General features: G+C 65.7%; 15 protein-coding genes. 5 read left to right on the plus strand and 10 right to left on the minus strand.

What is annotated here, in order from left to right:
- Positions 1–121 precede the first annotated feature (121 nt).
- The 4 genes from PJ259_RS17185 (at position 122) to PJ259_RS17200 (ending at position 5,226) form a co-directional block, all read left to right on the plus strand.
- The gene (locus PJ259_RS17185; RefSeq protein WP_059313175.1) at positions 122–1,054 is read left to right on the plus strand and encodes a hydrogen peroxide-inducible genes activator; all 933 of its coding nucleotides are present in this window, start codon (positions 122–124) and stop codon (positions 1,052–1,054) included.
- The gene (gene recG, locus PJ259_RS17190) at positions 1,051–3,126 is read left to right on the plus strand and encodes an ATP-dependent DNA helicase RecG (RefSeq protein ID WP_271653617.1); all 2,076 of its coding nucleotides are present in this window, start codon (positions 1,051–1,053) and stop codon (positions 3,124–3,126) included. Before PJ259_RS17185 ends, recG begins: the two co-directional genes overlap by 4 nt.
- Before the next feature lie 75 nt (positions 3,127–3,201).
- Positions 3,202–4,596: an aminoacyl-tRNA deacylase and HDOD domain-containing protein gene (locus PJ259_RS17195; protein WP_059313177.1), complete on the plus strand. Its 1,395-nt coding sequence runs from the start codon at positions 3,202–3,204 to the stop codon at positions 4,594–4,596.
- 87 nt (positions 4,597–4,683) lie between these two features.
- On the plus strand, positions 4,684–5,226 hold the full coding sequence (locus PJ259_RS17200; RefSeq protein WP_271653618.1) for an AAA family ATPase: 543 nt from the start codon (positions 4,684–4,686) through the stop codon (positions 5,224–5,226).
- A gap of 59 nt (positions 5,227–5,285) precedes the next feature.
- Here the strand turns inward: PJ259_RS17200 and rpmG are convergent, their stop codons facing one another.
- Together rpmG and rpmB are read right to left on the minus strand one after the other, a co-directional pair.
- Complete coding sequence (gene rpmG / locus PJ259_RS17205) at positions 5,286–5,441, minus strand: 50S ribosomal protein L33 (protein ID WP_007159904.1); 156 nt, start codon at positions 5,439–5,441, stop codon at positions 5,286–5,288.
- A gap of 11 nt (positions 5,442–5,452) precedes the next feature.
- Entirely contained in the window at positions 5,453–5,689 is a 237-nt protein-coding gene (gene rpmB / locus PJ259_RS17210) for a 50S ribosomal protein L28 (RefSeq protein WP_007159903.1), read from the minus strand.
- A 391-nt stretch (positions 5,690–6,080) separates the two neighbouring features.
- Here rpmB and PJ259_RS17215 point away from each other — a divergent pair, with 391 nt between their 5' ends.
- On the plus strand, positions 6,081–7,658 hold the full coding sequence (locus PJ259_RS17215) for an ABC transporter substrate-binding protein (protein WP_271653619.1): 1,578 nt from the start codon (positions 6,081–6,083) through the stop codon (positions 7,656–7,658).
- Between the two features lie 49 nt (positions 7,659–7,707).
- Here the strand turns inward: PJ259_RS17215 and PJ259_RS17220 are convergent, their stop codons facing one another.
- From PJ259_RS17220 to PJ259_RS17255, 8 genes are all read right to left on the minus strand, one after another.
- Positions 7,708–8,037: a Na+/H+ antiporter subunit G gene (locus tag PJ259_RS17220; RefSeq protein ID WP_271653620.1), complete on the minus strand. Its 330-nt coding sequence runs from the start codon at positions 8,035–8,037 to the stop codon at positions 7,708–7,710.
- Between the two features lie 15 nt (positions 8,038–8,052).
- Positions 8,053–8,322 (minus strand): K+/H+ antiporter subunit F, encoded by a 270-nt coding sequence (locus tag PJ259_RS17225; protein WP_059313179.1) that lies wholly within the window; start codon positions 8,320–8,322, stop codon positions 8,053–8,055.
- Positions 8,307–8,804, minus strand: a complete 498-nt coding sequence (locus PJ259_RS17230; RefSeq protein WP_271653621.1) for a Na+/H+ antiporter subunit E — start codon at positions 8,802–8,804, stop codon at positions 8,307–8,309. Before PJ259_RS17230 ends, PJ259_RS17225 begins: the two co-directional genes overlap by 16 nt.
- A complete protein-coding gene (locus PJ259_RS17235) occupies positions 8,801–10,300 on the minus strand; it encodes a monovalent cation/H+ antiporter subunit D (protein WP_271653622.1) in 1,500 nt (499 codons plus the stop codon). The genes PJ259_RS17230 and PJ259_RS17235 overlap by 4 nt, the downstream gene beginning before the upstream one ends.
- Positions 10,297–10,626: a Na+/H+ antiporter subunit C gene (locus PJ259_RS17240; protein WP_058791729.1), complete on the minus strand. Its 330-nt coding sequence runs from the start codon at positions 10,624–10,626 to the stop codon at positions 10,297–10,299. Before PJ259_RS17240 ends, PJ259_RS17235 begins: the two co-directional genes overlap by 4 nt.
- Position 10,627: 1 nt before the next feature.
- The gene (locus PJ259_RS17245; RefSeq protein WP_271653623.1) at positions 10,628–13,435 is read right to left on the minus strand and encodes a monovalent cation/H+ antiporter subunit A; all 2,808 of its coding nucleotides are present in this window, start codon (positions 13,433–13,435) and stop codon (positions 10,628–10,630) included.
- A gap of 431 nt (positions 13,436–13,866) precedes the next feature.
- Positions 13,867–15,300, minus strand: a complete 1,434-nt coding sequence (locus tag PJ259_RS17250; protein WP_271653624.1) for an efflux transporter outer membrane subunit — start codon at positions 15,298–15,300, stop codon at positions 13,867–13,869.
- Entirely contained in the window at positions 15,297–18,473 is a 3,177-nt protein-coding gene (locus PJ259_RS17255) for an efflux RND transporter permease subunit (protein WP_271653625.1), read from the minus strand. The genes PJ259_RS17250 and PJ259_RS17255 overlap by 4 nt, the downstream gene beginning before the upstream one ends.
- Positions 18,474–18,580 lie beyond the last annotated feature (107 nt).

Genomic DNA, 18,580 nt, shown 5'->3' on the forward strand with positions numbered 1-18,580 from the left:
ACGGCCAGGGTAGCCTGAGCCTGGGCGAGGTCCAACCGGATAGGCCGGGCACCTGCCCGTCTTGGGTGGCCGTTGATAGAGACAGCCGCTAAGATTGACCGGCAACCCATGGAATTTGACTATGACCCTGACTGAACTGCGCTATATCGTCACGCTCGCCCAGGAACAGCACTTTGGCCGAGCCGCCGAGCGTTGCCACGTCAGCCAGCCGACGCTGTCGGTCGGCGTCAAGAAGCTTGAGGACGAGCTGGGCATTCTGATCTTCGAGCGCAGCAAGAGTGCCGTGCGCCTCACCCCCACCGGTGAGGGCATCGTCGCCCAGGCGCAAAAGGTGCTGGAGCAGGCGCAGGGTATCCGCGAGCTGGCCCAGGCCGGCAAGAACCAGCTCACGGCACCGCTGAAGATCGGCGCCATCTATACCATCGGCCCCTATCTCTTTCCGCATCTCATTCCGCAACTCAACCGGGTGGCGCCGGAGATGCCGTTGTACATCGAGGAAAACTTCACTCATATACTGCGCGACAAGCTGCGCACCGGTGAACTGGACGCCATCATCCTCGCCCTGCCGTTCAACGAGCCGGACGTCCTGACCCTGCCGCTGTATGACGAGCCCTTCTACGTGATGATGCCGGCGCGTCACCCCTGGACCAAGCTCAAGACCATCCCGCAGAACCAGCTCAGCGACAAGAGCCTGCTGCTGCTGGGTGAAGGTCACTGCTTCCGCGACCAGGTCCTCGAAGCCTGTCCGACGGTGCGCAAGCACGAGGAAAACAAGAATTCCACGGTGGAGTCCTCGTCCCTGGAAACCATCCGCCACATGGTGGCCTCGGGCCTGGGCGTCTCGGTACTGCCGTTCTCGGCGGTGGAAAGTCACCACTATGCGCCTGGGATCATCGAGGTGCGGCCCTTCGAGCGGCCGGTGCCCTATCGCACCGTGGCCATCGCCTGGCGTGCCAGTTTCCCACGGCCCAAGGCCATCGAGGTGCTGGCCGATTCGGTGCGGTTGTGCTCCGTGGCCCGCCCCGAAGCCAAGGGCATCGTGCAGCCCGCATGAGCGAACTGGCCGCGACGCCGGTCACCGCGCTCAAGGGGGTAGGCGCGGCCCTGCAGGAAAAGCTCGCACGGGTGGGCCTGGAAACCCTGCAGGACGTGCTCTTCCACCTGCCGCTGCGCTATCAGGACCGTACCCGCATCGTACCCATCGGCGCCCTGCGGCCTGGCCAGGACGCCGTGGTGGAAGGCATGGTCGCCTCCGCTGAAGTGCTCATGGGACGGCGGCGCAGCCTGCTGGTGCGGCTGCAGGATGGCAGCGGTACCCTTTCGCTGAGATTCTTCCACTTCAGCCAGGCGCAAAAGGATGGCATGGCCCGCGGCACCCTGCTGCGCTGCTATGGCGAGGTGCGTCCCGGTGCCTCCGGCCTGGAGATCTACCACCCCGAATACCGCGCCCAGGACGAAAGCGCGCCCGCCCCGGTCGAGCAGACGCTGACGCCCATCTATCCGACCACCGAAGGCCTCACCCAGCTGCGCCTGCGCCAGCTCAGCGCCCAGGCCCTGGAGCGGCTGGGGCCCGAGTCCCTGCCGGACTGGCTGCCGCCGGAGATGGCCGAGCACTATCGCCTGGGGCCGCTGGCCGATGCCTTGCGCTATCTGCACCGGCCGCCGCCGGATGCGGATCTGGAAGAGCTGGCCGAGGGCCGTCACTGGGCCCAGGAGCGGCTGGTCTTCGAGGAATTACTGACCCATCAGCTGTCGTTGCAGCGACTGCGCGAAACCCTGCGCGCCCAGCGCGCGGTGCCCCTGCCAGCCGCCCGCCGGCTGCCGCAGCTGTATCTGGATAACCTTGGCTTCACACCTACCGGTGCCCAGCAGCGCGTCGGGCGCGAGATCGCCTACGACCTGGCCCAGGCCGAACCCATGCTGCGGCTGGTGCAGGGCGATGTGGGCGCGGGCAAGACGGTAGTGGCGGCCCTGGCCGCCTTGCAGGCCATCGAGGCCGGCTATCAGGTGGCCCTGATGGCGCCCACCGAAATCCTCGCCGAGCAGCACTTCCTCAACTTCCAGCGCTGGTTCGCTGCCCTGGACATCGAGGTGGCCTGGATGGCCGGCAAGCTCAAGGGCAAGGCCCGCGTCAGCTCGCTGGAACGCATCGCCGCCGGGGCACCCATGGTGGTGGGCACCCATGCGCTGTTCCAGGAGGAGGTGCGCTTCGCTCGGCTGGCGCTGGTGGTGATCGACGAACAGCACCGCTTCGGCGTGCAGCAGCGTCTGGCGCTGCGCCAGAAGGGTGTCGATGGCCGCCTGGCGCCGCATCAGCTGATCATGACCGCCACGCCCATCCCGCGCACCCTGGCCATGAGCGCCTATGCCGATCTGGATACCTCGGTGCTTGACGAATTGCCACCCGGGCGAACGCCGGTCAACACCGTGAGCGTGACCGACAGCCGCCGCGAGGAAGTGGTGGAGCGGGTCCGCGCCGCCTGCCATGAGGGGCGCCAGGCCTACTGGGTCTGCACCCTGATCGAGGAATCCGAGGAGCTCACCTGCCAGGCGGCCGAGACCACCTACGAGGAATTGCAGCTGGCCTTGGCCGAACTGCACGTGGGGTTGATCCACGGGCGCATGAAGCCGGCGGAAAAGGCCGCGGTGATGGCCGAGTTCAAGGCCGGCAATCTGCAGCTGCTGGTGGCTACCACGGTGATCGAGGTGGGCGTGGACGTGCCCAACGCCAGCCTGATGATCATCGAGAATCCCGAGCGCCTGGGCCTGGCCCAGCTGCACCAGTTGCGTGGCCGGGTCGGGCGGGGCAGTGCGGTCAGCCATTGCGTGCTGCTGTTCCATCCCCCGCTGTCGCAAATCGGTCGCGAACGCCTGGCCATCATGCGCGAGACCAACGACGGCTTCATCATCGCCGAGAAGGACCTGGAATTGCGTGGCCCTGGCGAGATGCTCGGCACCCGCCAGACCGGCCTGTTGCAATTCAAGGTGGCCGATCTGATGCGCGATGCCCACTGGCTGCCGGCGGTACGCGATGCGGCCCAGGAACTGCTCGCGCGCTGGCCGAGTCATGCCGGCCCACTACTGGAGCGCTGGCTGCGCCACGGACAGCAATACGGGCAGGTTTGACAAAGCTTATACAGACGACGCTACCTACGGAGCCGAATGGTTATACTCCAGGGCGTACGTGAGGATGAATATGCCATGACCGATGTAGCGCTCGCTTCGCCCCTTCCCGAAGTCCCCTCTTCGATCCAGCAACTGCTCGCCCAATTGAGCCTGGCCTATCGGCCGGTGTCGGCGACGGCGCGTCAGCCGCAGGCGAACCGGGTGCACACGGTGCTGCTCAGCGACAGCGTCGGCATGTTGCTGGTACTTCTGCCCGAGGATCAGCTGCTGGATCTGCGCCGGCTGGTGGAGTTCACCGGTCGCCAGCTGACGGTGGTGGCACCGGATCGTCTGGCGCGCACCCTGGAGCGTTATGAGCTGGATGTCCTGCCAGGGCTGCCGTCTCTGACCAATTCCCCCTGCCTGTATGACGAGCGTCTGCTGGAGGCGCCGCGTCTGCTGCTGGAGTCCGGCGAGCACTCGCTGCTGCTCGAAGTGGAAACGTCTGACTATCGCCGTCTGCTGAGCCAGGCGACCGCGGGCAGCTTCGGTATTCCGGCCGCCGGCATCCAGCCGAACCTGCGCCAGCCGGAACGCGACCAGGCGGAAATCCTCCATGCGGCCACCGCCTTTACCGCGCGGCGTATCCGCCAGCGCCTGGACGAGACCCTGGAAATCCCGCCGCTGTCCAAGACTGCGGAAAAGGTCATCAAGCTGCGGGTCGATCCCGATGCCACGGTGGACGACCTGGCCAACGTGGTGGAGACCGATCCGGCCCTGGCCGCCCAGGTGATCAGCTGGGCGGCATCGCCCTACTATGCCGCGCCCGGCAAGATCCGCTCGGTGGAGGACGCCATCGTACGGGTGCTGGGCTTCGATCTGGTGATCAACCTGGCTCTCGGCCTGGCCCTGGGCAAGACCCTCAGCCTGCCCAGCGATCAGGCCGAGCAGGAAACCCCCTACTGGAAGCAGGCCATCTACACCGCTGCCCTGATCGAGGGCCTGGCGCGCGCCATGCCGCGAGCAGAGCGGCCGGAAATGGGCCTGGCCTATCTGGGCGGGCTGCTGCACAACTTCGGCTACCTGGTGCTGGCCCACGTCTTTCCGCCGCACTTCACGCTGATCTGCCGCCATCTGGAGGCCAACCGCCAGCTGGATCACCAGGTGATCGAGCATCACCTGCTGGGCATCACCCGCGAGCAGATCGGCGCCGCCCTGATGCGCTGTTGGGAGATGCCCGAAGAGGTGGTCACTGCGCTGCGCTTCCAGGGTGATCCCGAGTATCGCGGCGAGCAGGCGGTCTATCCCAACCTGATCTTTCTCGCGGTGCAGCTGCTGCGTGGCGAAGGCATCGGCAACGGCCCGGCCCAGGCCATTCCCGACGATCTCTATACGCGGCTGAACATAGATCCGACCAAGGCGCGGGAGTGCATGCAGAAGATCCTCGGTGCCGAAGCCGCCCTGCGCGAGCTGACCGGTCAGTTCAAGTGACTTCCTTGCAAGCATGATTAAGGCGCATTACTTGGTCGGGTACCGCTTGCCAAGTAGGCGTCGGTCAGCTTGTACCGGGGAGTCAGAGTGAGTCGGTTCGTCGTGATTTCCGGCTGTTCAGGTGGAGGTAAATCGACGCTATTGGTCGAGCTTCGGCGGCGAGGTCATGCGGTCTGCGATGAGCCTGGCCGCCGTGTCGTTGCCTTGGAGGAGCAGGTCGGGGGTCAGGCACTACCCTGGGTCGATCTTGAGCATTTTCTTCGTAAGGCGTTGGACGTGGCTCTAGATGACTACACTCGCGCCTTTGACCACAACGGTTGGGTGTTTTTCGATCGGGGGCTGATCGATGCGGCGGTCGGCCTAAGCATCCTGAGGCCTGAAGAAGATTTGACCGAGCTGCTACGAGCCCATCCTTATTATCCACAGGTGTTTCTGGTGCCGCCTTGGCCAGAGATCTACGTGCAGGATGATGCGCGACGTCATACGTTCGCTGATGCGGTGGCCGAGTTTGAAACGCTTGAGCAGGCCTATCCTGCCTTGGGTTATCAAGTTTCGTTGTTACCGAAAACGGGTGTGCCTGAGCGTGCCGATTTTCTGCTCCATTCCCTGGGGAAGGCTGCCTGTCGATAGGGCAGCTCCAGGCAACAAAAAACCCGCCGAGGCGGGTTTCTTGTTCAAGGGGCGATCAATTACTTGATCTTGCCTTCCTTGTACATGACATGCTTGCGCACGACCGGATCGAATTTCTTGATTTCGATCTTTTCGGGCTTGGTGCGCTTGTTCTTGTCAGTGGTGTAGAAGTGACCGGTACCGGCACTGGAAATCAAACGGATCAATTCACGCATGACGAATCCCCTTAGAATTTTTCGCCGCGGCTACGCAGCTCGGACAGGACGGTTTCGATACCGCGCTTGTCGATGATACGCATGCCCTTGGCAGAAACGCGCAGACGCACGAAGCGCTTCTCGGATTCTACCCAGAAACGGTGATGCTGCAGGTTCGGCAGGAAACGACGACGGGTTTTGTTGTTAGCGTGGGAAACGTTGTTCCCAGTAATCGGACCCTTACCGGTTACTTGGCAAACTCTCGACATGGCTCAGCCCTCATAAACCTCATGCCAAACCCGGCATGGGTTGGCCGCTTGTAACTGTATTGATTCCTGTTTTGACGGGGAGAGCCGGCAAATGCCGGGGACCTGAAGCGGCCATACCCCGAAAAAAGAGCGCTGTTTTATACCAGAAGCACCCTGGGATAACAAGGTGGGGCGACGGATGAAATGCCTGCGAACCCCGCACCGTGTGGGCCTGGCCGGAATGTCAACCGTTCGTCGGTCAGAAGCATTGTGACAGACGGACGGGTGGTCTAGTTTAGAACGAACAACACACGCCATCCACGTCCGCCAGACGACCGCCCGCAGCGCTCCTTTGGCCGCTGTCAGTCAGGCGCTTACCGTCTGCCCACCTCGGATCTACAAGGAATCGTCCATGCGTTTCGCCGCCTTGCCTCTGCTCTTCGCGCCCCTGCTGGCTCAGGCCGCCACGCTCAGCGTCTGCACCGAAGCCAGTCCGGATGGATTCGACGTGGTGCAATACAACTCCCTGACCACCACCAACGCCTCGGCTGATGTGCTGATGAATCGGCTGGTGGAGTACGACGCTGGCGAAGGCAAGCTGGTACCGAGCCTGGCGCAAAGCTGGACGGTGTCCAACGATGGCCTGACCTACGACTTCGCCCTGCGCCCGGACGTGAAGTTTCACCATACCGACTACTTCACCCCCAGCCGCACCCTGACGGCCGATGACGTGGTGTTCAGCTTCCAGCGCATGCTGGACAAGGATCATCCCTGGCATGCGGTGGCCAAGAGCGGTTACCCCCATGCCCAGTCGATGCAGTGGCCCAAGCTGATCAAGAGCGTGGAAAAGACCAGCGATCTCGGCGTGCGCATCGTGCTCAACAGCCCGGACGCCACCTTCCTGCCGACCCTGAGCATGGGCTTCGCCTCCATCTACTCCGCCGAATACGCCGACCAGCTGCTCAAGGCCGGAAAGACCGCTCAGCTCAATGACGAGCCCATCGGTACCGGGCCCTTCGTCTTCAAGCGCTACCAGAAGGACGCCGTGGTGCGCTATGCCGCCAATCCGGACTATTTCGCCGGCAAGCCCAAGCTGGATGGCCTGATCTACGCCATCACCCCGGACTCGGCGGTACGGCTGCAGCGGCTCAAGCGTGGCGAGTGCCAGGTCGCCCTATCGCCCAAGCCCCAGGATCTGCAGAGCGCCCGGGAAGACAAGAGCCTGCAGGTGCTGCAGACGCCGGCCTTCATGACCGCCTTCGTCGGCATCAACACCACCCATCCGCCGCTGGACAACATCAAGGTGCGCCAGGCCATCAACCTGGCCTTCGACAAGCAGAGCTATCTCAAGGCGGTGTTCCAGGACACCGCGGTGGCCGCCGACAACATCTATCCGCCCACCACCTGGGGCTACGCCAAGGATGTGCCGGCCTATCCCTATGATCCGGCCAAGGCCAAGGCCCTGCTGGCCCAGGCGGGCGTCAAGGATGGCTTCAAGACCACCATCTGGACGCGACCCAGCGGCAGCCTGCTCAATCCCAATCCGCAACTGGGCGCCCAGATGCTGCAGGCCGACCTGAAGAAGATCGGTGTCGATGCGCAGATCCAGGTGATCGAGTGGGGCGAGTTGATCCGCCGCGCCAAGACCGGCGAGCACGATCTGCTGTTCATGGGCTGGGCCGGGGACAACGGTGATCCGGACAACTACCTGACGCCGCAATTCTCCTGCGCCTCGGTGCAATCGGGGCTGAATTTCGCGCGCTATTGCGACAAGACCCTGGATGGCGCCATCAGCAAGGGCAAGACCCTGGCCGACCAGATGGCCCGGGCCACGGTGTACCACCAGGCGCAGCGCATCATCCACGATCAGGCGCTGTGGCTGCCGTTGGCCCATCCGACGGTGACGGTACTGGCCAAGACCACTGTCGAGGGCTATCAGCCCAATCCCTTCGGTCGCCAGGACTTCAGTAAGGTCAGCGGCGGTCGCTAGGACCGCCAGCGGCTCGCCAGCCCCGCGGTGGCGAGTTGTCGAGCCTAGCTCAGCGCCACGGCTGGCCGTCGGTGCGCTGCACCTGCTTGACCTTCTGCTGGATGGCGGCGCGCGCCAGCATGTGGGCGCTGACTGGCGCGGTGATGAAGATGAACAGGGCGATCAGCAGTTCGTGCAGGCTCAGGCCATCGCCCTGGACGCTGAAGAACAGCATGGAGGCGATGATGGTGCTGCCCACGCCCAGGGTGGTGGCCTTGGTCGGGCCATGCAGGCGCATGAAGAAGTCCGGCAGCCGGTACAGGCCGATGGCGCCGATGAGGGCGAAGCTGCTGCCGATGAGCAGCAGGACGCAGATCAGGAGTTCGAGCCAGAAGGGCATGGGGTAGCTCCTACGTCAGTCGATGATTTCGCCATGGAGCATATGCTTGCCCAGCGCCACGGTGCCGACGAAGCCGGTCACGGCAATGAGCAGCGCCGCTTCGAAGAAGACGTCGGTGGCCAGCCAGATCCCGAACAGGATGATGATCGCCAGGACGTTGATATAGAGCGTATCCAGCGCCAGTACCCGATCAGGCATGTCGGGGCCCTTGACCAGCCGATAGACGTTGAGTACGGCTGCTATGCCCATCATCCCCAGGCACAGCAGGGTCACGTAGGTGAGCATTCGAAGATCTCCTTGAGCGGGGCTTCATAGCGGGTCTTGACCTGGAGGATCATCGCTTCCTTGTCCTCGACGTCCAGCCCGTGCAGCAGCAGGGTCTTGCGATCGCCGCTGAGGCCAGAGGACACAGTGCCGGGGGTAAGGGAAACCACGCAGGCCAGCAGGGTGAGGAGGAATTCGTCCTCGATGTCGATGGGCACCTCGATGAAGGCCGGCCGGAGGGCCTCGGGGCGGCCCAGCACCAGGCGGGCGACGTGCAGGTTGGCGACGACGATGTCGTACATCACCATCAGCATGTAGCGCAGCAGCAGGCCAGGACGCCGCAGGCGCGGGGCGGTGAGCAGGAAGTCCCGGCAGAGCAGCGGGATCCCCCAGCCGAACAGCAGACCCAGCAGCAACTGGCCCAGGCTCAGGCTGTTGTTGAGCAGCAGCCAGGCCAGGGTCAGCAGCCCGGTGAGCAGTGGGTGCGGTAGCCAGCGCTTCATGGGCCAACCCCCCGGACGATGTCGAAGTAGGCGGAGACATCCAGCAGTTGCCGGGCGGTCTCCAGGGTGTAGCCGTGCAGCGGAGCCGCCGCAGCCATCAGCAGGGGGCTGCCCAGCAGCAGGCCGAGGGTCGCGGCGAGCTGGATGCGATCAAGGCGCACCTCCAGGGCCACGTTGTTGGCGCGCCAGAACAGCGTCGTGCCAGCGCGGGACAGGGCGATGATCATGCCCAGCCCACCCAGCAGCACCACCGGCCAGATGATCAGCGCCGGCCAGGCGGTACCGGTGGCCTGCAGGAGCATCACCTTGCCGAGAAAGCCGGGGAAGGGCGGCAGCCCGGCGACGGAGACCGCGCCGAGAAAGAACAGCCCGCCCAATAGACGCGGATGACGCAGCTCGGGCCCGCTTTTGAGGATGTCGCCCTGGAGGCCGCGCTGCTGGGCGATGAGGTCGGCCAGCAGGAACAGGGCGCCGGCAATCCAGGTGCTGTGCACCAGGTAGAAGAAGGCAGCGGCCAGGCCCGCGACGCTGCCCAGGGCGACGCCGGTGAGCAGCATGCCGACCGAGATGACCACCAGGTAGCCGAGCAGCGCCTTGAGGTGGTGGGCGGCCAGGGCACCGAACACCCCGGCGGCCAGGGTGACCGCCGCCAGCGGCCAGAGCCAGGGCAGCACATAGTGCGCAAGCGGGCCCGCCGCGGCGCCGAACACCAGCAGGAAGACGCGGACGATGGCGTAGAGCCCGACCTTGGTCATGATGGCGAACAGCGCGGCGACTGGCGCGCTGGCCGCGGAATAGGCGCTGGGCAGCCAGAAGTACAGCGGCAGGATGGCGCCCTTGAGGCCAAAGACCACCAGCAGCAGGAAGCCCGCAGCGGCCAACAGGGGCGCGCGCTCGGGATCGGCGTTGGCGATCCTCAGGCCCAGGTCGGCCATGTTCAGGGTGCCGAGCAGGCCATAGAGCAGGCCGATGCCGATCAGGAACAGTGCCGAGCCCACCAGGTTGAGCACCACGTAGTGCAGGCCGGCGCGTATCCGGTCCGGTCCGGCGCCGTGCACCAGCAGGGCGTAGGAGGCGATCAGCAGGATCTCGAAGAAGACGAAGAGATTGAACAGGTCGCCAGTGAGGAAGGCGCCGTTGATGCCCAGCAGCTGAAACTGGAACAGCGCATGGAAGTCCGGGCCGCGGGCATCGTCGCCGCGGCAGGCGTAGAGCACCGCGCCAGCGGCCAGCACCGCCACGGTGAGCAGCATCAGCGCGGCCAGGCGATCCAGCAGCAGGACGATGCCGAAGGGTGCCGCCCAGTCGCCCAGGGCGTAGACCTCCAGCTGACCGCCACTGGCCCGCTGCAGGAGCAGCACCGCCAGCGGCAGCAGGGTCCAGGTGGCGAGCAGCGATAGCCCGCGCGAGGCCCTGGCGGATAGCCGTGGGCGCATCAGCAGGAAGCCGCCGGTAAACAGGGGGACGAGGATGGGCAGGATGATCAGGTGGTTCATCGGCGCGGCTCCTCGCCATCCACATGGTCGGTGCGCAATTCGCCCAGGGCGCGCAGCGACAGGGCCACCACGAAGGCGGTCATGGCAAAGCCGATGACTATGGCGGTGAGCACCAGCGCCTGGGGCACCGGATCGGCATGCTCGGCAGCCTTGCCGATCACCGCCGGCACGCCGGTGCGCAACCGACCCATGGCGAACAGGAAGAGATTGACCGCATAGGAGAGCAGGGTGAGACCCAGCACCACCGGATAGAGGCGTGCTCTGAGCAGCAGGTAGACGCCGGTGGCGACGAGGACCCCGAGGGTCGTGCAGAACAGGATCTCCATGTCAGAGCACCTCCTGGCTGGATCCATCGGTGTCCGTCTCGTCGCGGCTGACGTGGCCCAGGTTGGAAAGGATCAGCAGCGTGGCGCCGACCACCGCCAGATAGACGCCAAGGTCGAAGATCAGGGCGGTAGCCAGTTCGGTCTTGCCGATCAGCGGAATGGCGAAGTAGTCGAAGGCGGTGGTGAGGAAGGGGCGACCAAAGACCAGCGACCCCAGGCCGGTGAGGGCGGCGATCAATACCCCGACACCGCAGATGGTGTGGTAGCTGATCGGCAGGCGGCGCTGGGTCCAGGCCACGCCATGGGCCACGTACTGCAGGATCAGAGCGATGGCGGTGACCAGGCCGGCGATGAAACCGCCACCGGGCAGGTTGTGCCCGCGCACGAAGATGAACGCCGACACCAGCAGGGCCAGGGGCAGCAGTACCCGCGCCACGTTGTTGAGGATCATCGGGTGACTGTCGCGCGACCAAGGGGTGCCCTTGGGGTCGACCAGCGGATGCGGCAGGTGCAGGTGCTTGAGCAGACCGTAGATCCCGGCGGCGGCGATGGCCAGCACGGTCACCTCGCCAAGGGTATCGAAGCCGCGGAAGTCCACCAGGATGACGTTGACCACGTTGTAGCCACCGCCGCCGGACACTGAGTTGGCCAGGAAGAAGTCGCCGATGTGCTCATAGGGGCGGGTCAGCACGGCATAGGCCAGCAGCGCCACCATCAGCCCCAGGCCACTGGCCAGCAGCACGTCGCGCAGGCCGCGCAGGCTGCTGGACTCGATGGGCGTGCGATCCGGCATGAAGAACAGCGCCAGCACCAGCAGGATGACGGTCACCACCTCCACCGACAGCTGCGTCAGTGCCAGGTCCGGTGCCGAATAGCGGGCGAACAGCAGGGCGACGATCAGGCCCACGGTGCTCAGGGCCATGAGTGCCTTGAGCCGGTTGCGGTGGAAATACACCGTCAGCACCGCGGTCAGCATCAGGATGCCCAGGCCCAGGGCGGTGAGCGGATCGAAGGGCGCCAGGGCCACGGGGCCGGTGAGGCTGTCCAGGCCCGACAGCGCCGCCACCAGCAGCACGAGCGTCGCCAGCAGCATCAGGGTGATGTAGCGCTGCAGCGACCCGCTTTCCAGGCAGAGGGTCAGGCGCTGGGCGAAGCCGACCAGACGATTCATGGCGTGCTCGAAGACCTGGCGGGCGTCGATGTCGGGCAGGCCCTCTTGCCAGCGGAACAGCGGCTGGCGGAAGGCGTAGACCAGCACCCCGCCGATCATCGCCAGGATGCTCATCATCAGGGCGGTATTGAAGCCGTGCCAGATGGCCAGGCTGTACTCTGGCAGGCTGCCGCCCAGGGCGGCGCTGGCACTGGCGGCCAGCAGCGGCGCCACGGTATAGCCCGGCACCACGCCTACCAGCAGGCACAGCAATACCAGGATCTCCACCGGGATCTTCATGTAGCGCGGTGGCTCATGGGGCGGATAGTGGGGCAGGTCGCGCGGCTCGCCATTGAAGAAGACATCGTGAATGAAGCGCAGTGAGTAGGCGACCGAGAAGACGCCATAGAGCACCGCCACCGCCGGCACTATCCAGCTGAAGCTGCCGAACAGGCCGTGATGAAGGGTCTCGTTGAAGAACATCTCCTTGCTCAGGAAGCCGTTGAGCAGCGGCACGCCGCCCATGGCGGCGGCGGCGACCATGGCCAGCGCCGCCGTATGCGGCATGTAGCGACCGAGCCCGGCTAGGCGGCGCATGTCGCGGCTGCCGGTCTCGTGGTCGATGATGCCGGCAGCCATGAACAGCGAGGCCTTGAAGGTCGCGTGGTTGAGGATGTGGAACACCGCCGCCACGGTGGACAGCTGGGTGTCGAGGCCGAACAGCAGGGTGATCAGGCCCAGGTGACTGATCGTGGAATAGGCCAGCAGGCCTTTGAGGTCATGCTGGAACAGCGCCAGGATGGCGCCCACCACCAGGGTGGTGAGCCCGGTGAGGGTGACGATGTAGAACCACCACTCCGAATCGGCCAGCGCCGGATAGAGGCGCGCCAGGAGAAAGACCCCGGCCTTGACCATGGTCGCCGAGTGCAGATAGGCCGAGACCGGCGTCGGCGCGGCCATGGCCTGGGGTAGCCAGAAGTGGAAGGGAAATTGCGCGGACTTGGTGAAGACGCCCAGCAGTACCAGGATCAGCGCCAGTGGATAGAGGGCATGGCCAGTGATCAGCGGGCCGGCGGCGAGCACGTCGGTCAACTCGAAGCTGCCTACGATATGGCCGATCAGCAGGACGCCGGCGAGCAGCGCGAGACCGCCGCCGCCGGTGACGGTCAGGGCCATGCGCGCGCCCTGGCGGGCTTCCTTGCTGTGGCTCCAGAAGCCGATCAGCAGAAAGGACGACAGGCTGGTCAGCTCCCAGAACACCATCAGCAGCAGCAGGTTTTCCGCCAGCACCACGCCCAGCATGGCGCCCATGAACAGCAGCAGGTAGGCGAAGAAGCGGCCGACCGACTCGTCCTTGCCCAGGTAATAGGTGGCATAGAGGATCACCAGCAGGCCCATGGCCAGGATCATCAGGGCGAACATCAGGCCCAGGCCGTCCAGGCGCAGGCTGAGGTTCAGGCCCAGCGCCGGCAGCCAGTCCAGTCGCTGCAGCAGCACGGCGCCGTCGAGCACGGCCGGCAATTGCGTGGCCAGCAGGGCCAGGGCTACGGCAGGCGCTATGGCGGTACCCAGGGCACAGGCACGCCGCCCGAAGCGATCAGTCGCCAGCGACAGCAGTGTTCCTAGAAAGGGCAACGCGATGATCAGCGCCAATACCATGCCTGCATCCTTTAGCTGAGCGCCTCACGGCGGTGGGTAGATGGGGCTCCCTCGAGACCTCGAGCGGCATTCGATCCGTCCACGCAGAGATCGCCAAGACGGCGAGAGGTGGAGGAATCGATCTTCGAGTTTCGTACAAGAACCGAAGGTTTAATAACCTAAGGTGATAATAAAAGAGAGACCACAAAATCCTAGCCCTGTCTCCCTTACAAAATATTAGGAAACAGGCCCGTAGCGTCCAGTAGAGGATTCAACCGCCTGGCAACCGCCGTTCGGGTCTCACTGAGACCTCTGGAACGGGCTTTTGCTCAGGTTGGCAAGGAGAGGACGTACCCGGCGCTTCGGTGGGGCGAAGCGCCGGGACAGAGAAGAAAAAACCCGACACGCCAAAGGAGCAAGAGAACACGCGTGCCGGGGGTAAGCGCCAGCGGTCAGAGCGCTGGCGCGGGGGAAGCTTGGCCTTGGGCGAGGCGGGCCGGTTGGACCTCCCAGCCACCCCCCAGGGCCTTGTAGAGGGCGACGATGCCGCGATAGAGCTCGATCTCGCCTTGGGCCTGCTGGTCCTCGGCGGCCAGGCGTTCGCGCTGGGCATCGAGCAGCACCAGGAAGTCGGTGCCGCCTTCGCGGTAGCGGATCTCGGCCTGGTCGGCGGCGGCGCGACTGGCCACCGACTGGCGGATCAGCGCCTGCAGGCGCTCCTGGCGTCGCCCGTAGTCGCTGAAGGCATTGGCGCTCTCTTCCAGGGCGGTCAGCACCTGCTGCTCGTAGTTGGCCAGGGCCTCGTCGGAGCCGGCACGGGCGCCGCGCAAGCGGGCGCGCACGCTGCCCAGGTCGAAGGCCGCCCAGCTGATGCTCGGTCCCAGACCCCAGGCGCGGGCGGCACTGCTGCCGATCTGCGAGCCACGCCCGGCGGTGAAGCCGAGAAAGCCGGAGAGACTGACCCGCGGGAAGAGGTCGGCGGTGGCCACCCCGACGTCGGCGGTGGCGGCAGCCAGGCGGCGTTCGGCGGCGGCCACGTCCGGGCGCCGGCGTAGCAGGGCACCGGGATCGCCGATGGGCAGACGCTTGGCGATGGCCGGCAGGGCCTTGGGTGAGAGGTCCACGCTCAGGGCATCCGGGCGTTGGCCGAGCAGGGTGGCGATGCGGTTGCGCGCACGGCTGGCCTGGGCCTGGAATTCCGGCAGGCTGGCTTCGGTGGCGGCCAGGCGCGCTTCGCTGCGCTGCACGTCCAGGTCGCTGCCCATGCCCTCGTCTCTGAGGGTCACGGTCAGACGGCGCGCCTCGCGCTGGTTGCCCAGGTTATCGCGGGCGATGCGTTCGCGCAGCTGGGCGCCGCGCAGGTCGCCATAGGCGTCCACCAGTTCGGCGATCAGGCTGACCTGCAGCCCGGCGAGATCCGAGGCCGCGGCTTCCGCGCGGGCATCGCTGGCTTCCAGGGTATGGCGGACCCGACCGAACAGGTCCAGCTCCCAGGCCATGTCCAGGCCCAGGTCATAGCGCTCGCTATTGACTCGCTGCTCGGTCAGGCCAGGCTGCTGGGCCTTGCCCAGCTGGCTGCTGGCGCGACTGGTGACCGTCGGATAGAGGTCGTTGGCATCGTCGTCCCGCAAGGCGCGGGCCGCGCGTAGCCGGGCGAAGGCGGCGCGCAACTGGCGGTTGCCGTCCAGGCTGCTGGCGACCAGGGCATTGAGGGTCGGGTCCTCGAACTGGCGCCACCAGAGCGCCTCGAAACGACCCTGGTCGTAGACGTTGGGCTGCTGGCTGGCCTTGATTTGCGCAGGCGCGGGTGCGGGCGCCTGGTAGTGCGGGCCGACGGCGCAGGCGGAAACCGCCAGCGCCAGTAGCAGGGGAGCGAAGACCTTCATGCCTGGGCCTCCTGAGCAAGGGCGGATCGGGCCTGGCGACGCTCCACGAAGGCACGTACCAGGACATAGAAGAGCGGCGTGAGCAGCAGCCCGAAGAAGGTCACCCCGAGCATCCCGGAGAACACCGCGACACCCATGGCATGGCGCATCTCGGCACCGGCGCCGGTGGAGGTCACCAGGGGCACCACGCCCATGATGAAGGCGAAGCTGGTCATCAGGATGGGTCTCAGGCGCAGGCGGCAGGCCTCCAGCACCGCGGCGACGCGGTCCTTGCCGGTGGCCTGCTGATCCTTGGCGAACTCGACGATGAGGATGGCGTTCTTGCACGCCAGGCCCACCAGCACGATCAGCCCGATCTGGGTGAAGATGTTGTTGTCGCTACCGGCCAGGAGCACCCCGGTGATGGCCGAAAGCAGGGTCATGGGCACGATCAGGATCACCGCCAGCGGCAGGCTCCAGCTCTCGTACTGGGCGGCCAGCACCAGGAAGGCCAAGAGCACGCAGAGCGGGAACACCAGCAGGGCGGTATTGCCGGAAAGGATCTGCTGGTAGGTCAGCTCGGTCCACTCGAAGGTCATGCCGTTGGGCAGCTCCTGCTTGAGCAGCCGCTCGATGGCCGCCTGGGCCTGGCCGGAGCTGTAGCCCGGGGCCGGCGCGCCGTTGATCTCGGCGGTGAGGAAGCCGTTGTAGTGCATCACCCGGTCGGGCCCCGCGGTATCGCTGATCTTGACGAAGGTGGACAGGGGCACCATCTCGCCGCGGTCGTTGCGCACCTTGAGCTGGCCGATCTGCTCGGGTTCCAGGCGGAAGCGCTGGTCGGCCTGGACGTTGACCTGGAAGGTACGGCCGAAACGGTTGAAGTCGTTGGCGTAGACCGAGCCCAGGTAGGCCTGCAGGGTGTCGAAGATGGCGTCGATGGGCACCCCGAGGGTCTTGGCCTTCTCGCGGTCGATGTGGGCATCGATCTGCGGCACGTTGACCTGGTAGCTGGTGAACAGCGACTCCGGGGCCAGTTCCGGCAGCTGCCGGGCCTTGGCCAGCACGCTCTGGGTCTGGGCGTAGAGCTCCTCGTAACCCAGGTTGCCACGGTCTTCCACCTGCAGGCGGAAGCCGCCGATGCTGCCCAGCCCCTGCACTGGCGGTGGCGGGAAGATGGCGATGATGGATTCTTGGATGGCGGCGAATTCGCCGTTCAGCTGGGCGGCGATGGCGCCGGCCGACAGCGAGGGATCACGGCGCTCCTCGAAGGGCTTCAGGGTCACGAAGACGATGCCGCTGTTGGGGCTGTTGGTGAAGCCGTTGATGGACAGGCCTGGGAAGGCCACGGTGCTTTCCACGCCGGGGTGCTTGAGGGCGATGGCCGACATGCGACGGATGACCTCTTCGCTGCGATCCAGGGTGGCGGCATCGGGCAACTGGGCGAAGGCCACCAGGTACTGCTTGTCCTGGGGTGGCACGAAGCCGGTCGGCGTTTTCACCAGACCCAGGCCGGTCAGGCCCAGCAGCACCACATAGAGCACCAGCACGATGGAGCTACCGCGCAACACCCGGCGCACGGTACCGACGTAGCCGTGGCTGGCCTTTTCGAAGAAGCGATTGAACGGCGCGAACAGCCAGCGGCCGAACAACCGGTCGAGCAGCCGCGAGAAACGGTCCTTGGGCGCGTCGTGGGCCTTGAGCAGCACCGCGGCCAGGGCCGGCGACAGGGTCAGGGAGTTGAAGGCCGAGATCACCGTGGAAATGGCGATGGTCAGGGCGAATTGCCGATAGAACTGTCCGGTGAGGCCGGAGATGAAGGCGGTCGGCACGAACACCGCGCAGAGCACCAGGGCGGTGGCGATGATGGGCCCGGTCACTTCACTCATGGCGCGCCGGGTGGCCGCCACCGGTTCCAGACCCAGGCCGATGTTTCGCTCGACGTTTTCCACCACCACGATGGCGTCGTCCACCACGATGCCGATGGCCAGCACCAGCCCGAACAGCGACAGCGCATTGAGCGAGAAGCCGAAGGCGTGCATCACCGCGAAGGTGCCGATCAGTGACACCGGCACCGCCACCAGGGGAATGATGGAGGCGCGCCAGGTCTGCAGGAACAGGATCACCACCAGCACCACCAGGATGATGGCTTCGAACAGGGTGTGCACCACGGCCTCGATGGAGCCGCGCACGAAGATGGTCGGGTCGTAGACGATCTCGTAGTCCATGCCCTGGGGGAAGCTCTGCTTGAGCTCGGCCATCTTGGCGCGTACCTGGTTGGACAGGTCGATGGCGTTGCTGCCGGGGCGCTGGAAGATCGGGATGGCCACCGCCGGCTGATTGTTCAGCAAGGATCTCAGGGCGTACTGGTTGGAGCCCAGTTCGATGCGGGCGATGTCGCGCAGCCGAGTGATCTGGCCGTCGCTGCCGGCGCGCACGATGATGTTGGCGAATTCTTCCTCATCCACCAGGCGACCCTGGGTGTTGATGGCCAGCTGGAAACTGGTGCTGCCCGGCGCGGGTGGCGCGCCGAGGGCGCCCGCCGCCACCTGGCGATTCTGCTCGCGAATGGCGGCGACCACGTCGCTGGCGGTCAGGCCGCGTGAGGCGACCTTGTCCGGGTCGAGCCAGACGCGCAGGGAATAGTCGCCCATGCCGAACAGCTGGACGTCGCCCACGCCGTCCAGCCGCGCCAGCTCGTCCTTGACGTTGATCAGGGCGTAGTTGGACAGATAGAGCATGTCGTAGCGCTGGTCCGGCGAGGTCAGGTGCACCACCATCGCCAGGTCCGGCGAGGCCTTGTCGGCGGTCACACCGAGACGCTGCACCTCTTCCGGCAGCTTGGGCAGGGTACGGGTGACACGGTTCTGCACCTGCACCTGGGCGGTATCCAGGTTGGTGCCCAGGGCGAAGGTGATGGTCAGGGTCAGCTTGCCGTCGGCGGTGGACTGGGATGACAGATAGAGCATGTGCTCCACGCCGTTCATGGCCTGCTCCAGGGGCGCGGCCACGGTCTCGCCGATCACCTTGGGGTTGGCGCCGGGGAAGGTGGCGCGCACCACCACGGTGGGCGGCACCACCTCGGGGTATTCGCTGATCGGCAGCTGGAACAGCGAGATGGCCCCGCCGATCAGGATGATCAGCGAGAGCACGGCGGCGAAGATCGGCCGGCGGATGAAGAACTGGGAGAAGTTCATCGGAGCAGTCCTTGAGCGAAAGGCGTGCAGAGGCGCAGCCATCCCGGCCATGGGCCGCTCCTACAGGCACGGAAGCCACCGTAGGAGCGGTCCATGACCGCGATACC

The sequence above is a fragment of the Pseudomonas sp. JBR1 genome (assembly GCF_028198185.1).
In the GTDB taxonomy this organism is placed as follows: Bacteria; Pseudomonadota; Gammaproteobacteria; order Pseudomonadales; family Pseudomonadaceae; genus Chryseomonas; species Chryseomonas oryzihabitans_E.

Coding starts and splice junctions, on each gene's coding strand:
- PJ259_RS17185 (WP_059313175.1), top strand. CDS start 122: ATGACCCTGACTGAACTGCGCTATATCGTCACGCTCGCCCAGGAACAG.
- recG (WP_271653617.1), top strand. CDS start 1,051: ATGAGCGAACTGGCCGCGACGCCGGTCACCGCGCTCAAGGGGGTAGGC.
- PJ259_RS17195 (WP_059313177.1), top strand. CDS start 3,202: ATGACCGATGTAGCGCTCGCTTCGCCCCTTCCCGAAGTCCCCTCTTCG.
- rpmG (WP_007159904.1), bottom strand. CDS start 5,441: ATGCGTGAATTGATCCGTTTGATTTCCAGTGCCGGTACCGGTCACTTC.
- rpmB (WP_007159903.1), bottom strand. CDS start 5,689: ATGTCGAGAGTTTGCCAAGTAACCGGTAAGGGTCCGATTACTGGGAAC.
- PJ259_RS17215 (WP_271653619.1), top strand. CDS start 6,081: ATGCGTTTCGCCGCCTTGCCTCTGCTCTTCGCGCCCCTGCTGGCTCAG.
- PJ259_RS17220 (WP_271653620.1), bottom strand. CDS start 8,037: ATGCCCTTCTGGCTCGAACTCCTGATCTGCGTCCTGCTGCTCATCGGC.
- PJ259_RS17225 (WP_059313179.1), bottom strand. CDS start 8,322: ATGCTCACCTACGTGACCCTGCTGTGCCTGGGGATGATGGGCATAGCA.
- PJ259_RS17230 (WP_271653621.1), bottom strand. CDS start 8,804: ATGAAGCGCTGGCTACCGCACCCACTGCTCACCGGGCTGCTGACCCTG.
- PJ259_RS17235 (WP_271653622.1), bottom strand. CDS start 10,300: ATGAACCACCTGATCATCCTGCCCATCCTCGTCCCCCTGTTTACCGGC.
- PJ259_RS17240 (WP_058791729.1), bottom strand. CDS start 10,626: ATGGAGATCCTGTTCTGCACGACCCTCGGGGTCCTCGTCGCCACCGGC.
- PJ259_RS17245 (WP_271653623.1), bottom strand. CDS start 13,435: ATGGTATTGGCGCTGATCATCGCGTTGCCCTTTCTAGGAACACTGCTG.
- PJ259_RS17250 (WP_271653624.1), bottom strand. CDS start 15,300: ATGAAGGTCTTCGCTCCCCTGCTACTGGCGCTGGCGGTTTCCGCCTGC.
- PJ259_RS17255 (WP_271653625.1), bottom strand. CDS start 18,473: ATGAACTTCTCCCAGTTCTTCATCCGCCGGCCGATCTTCGCCGCCGTG.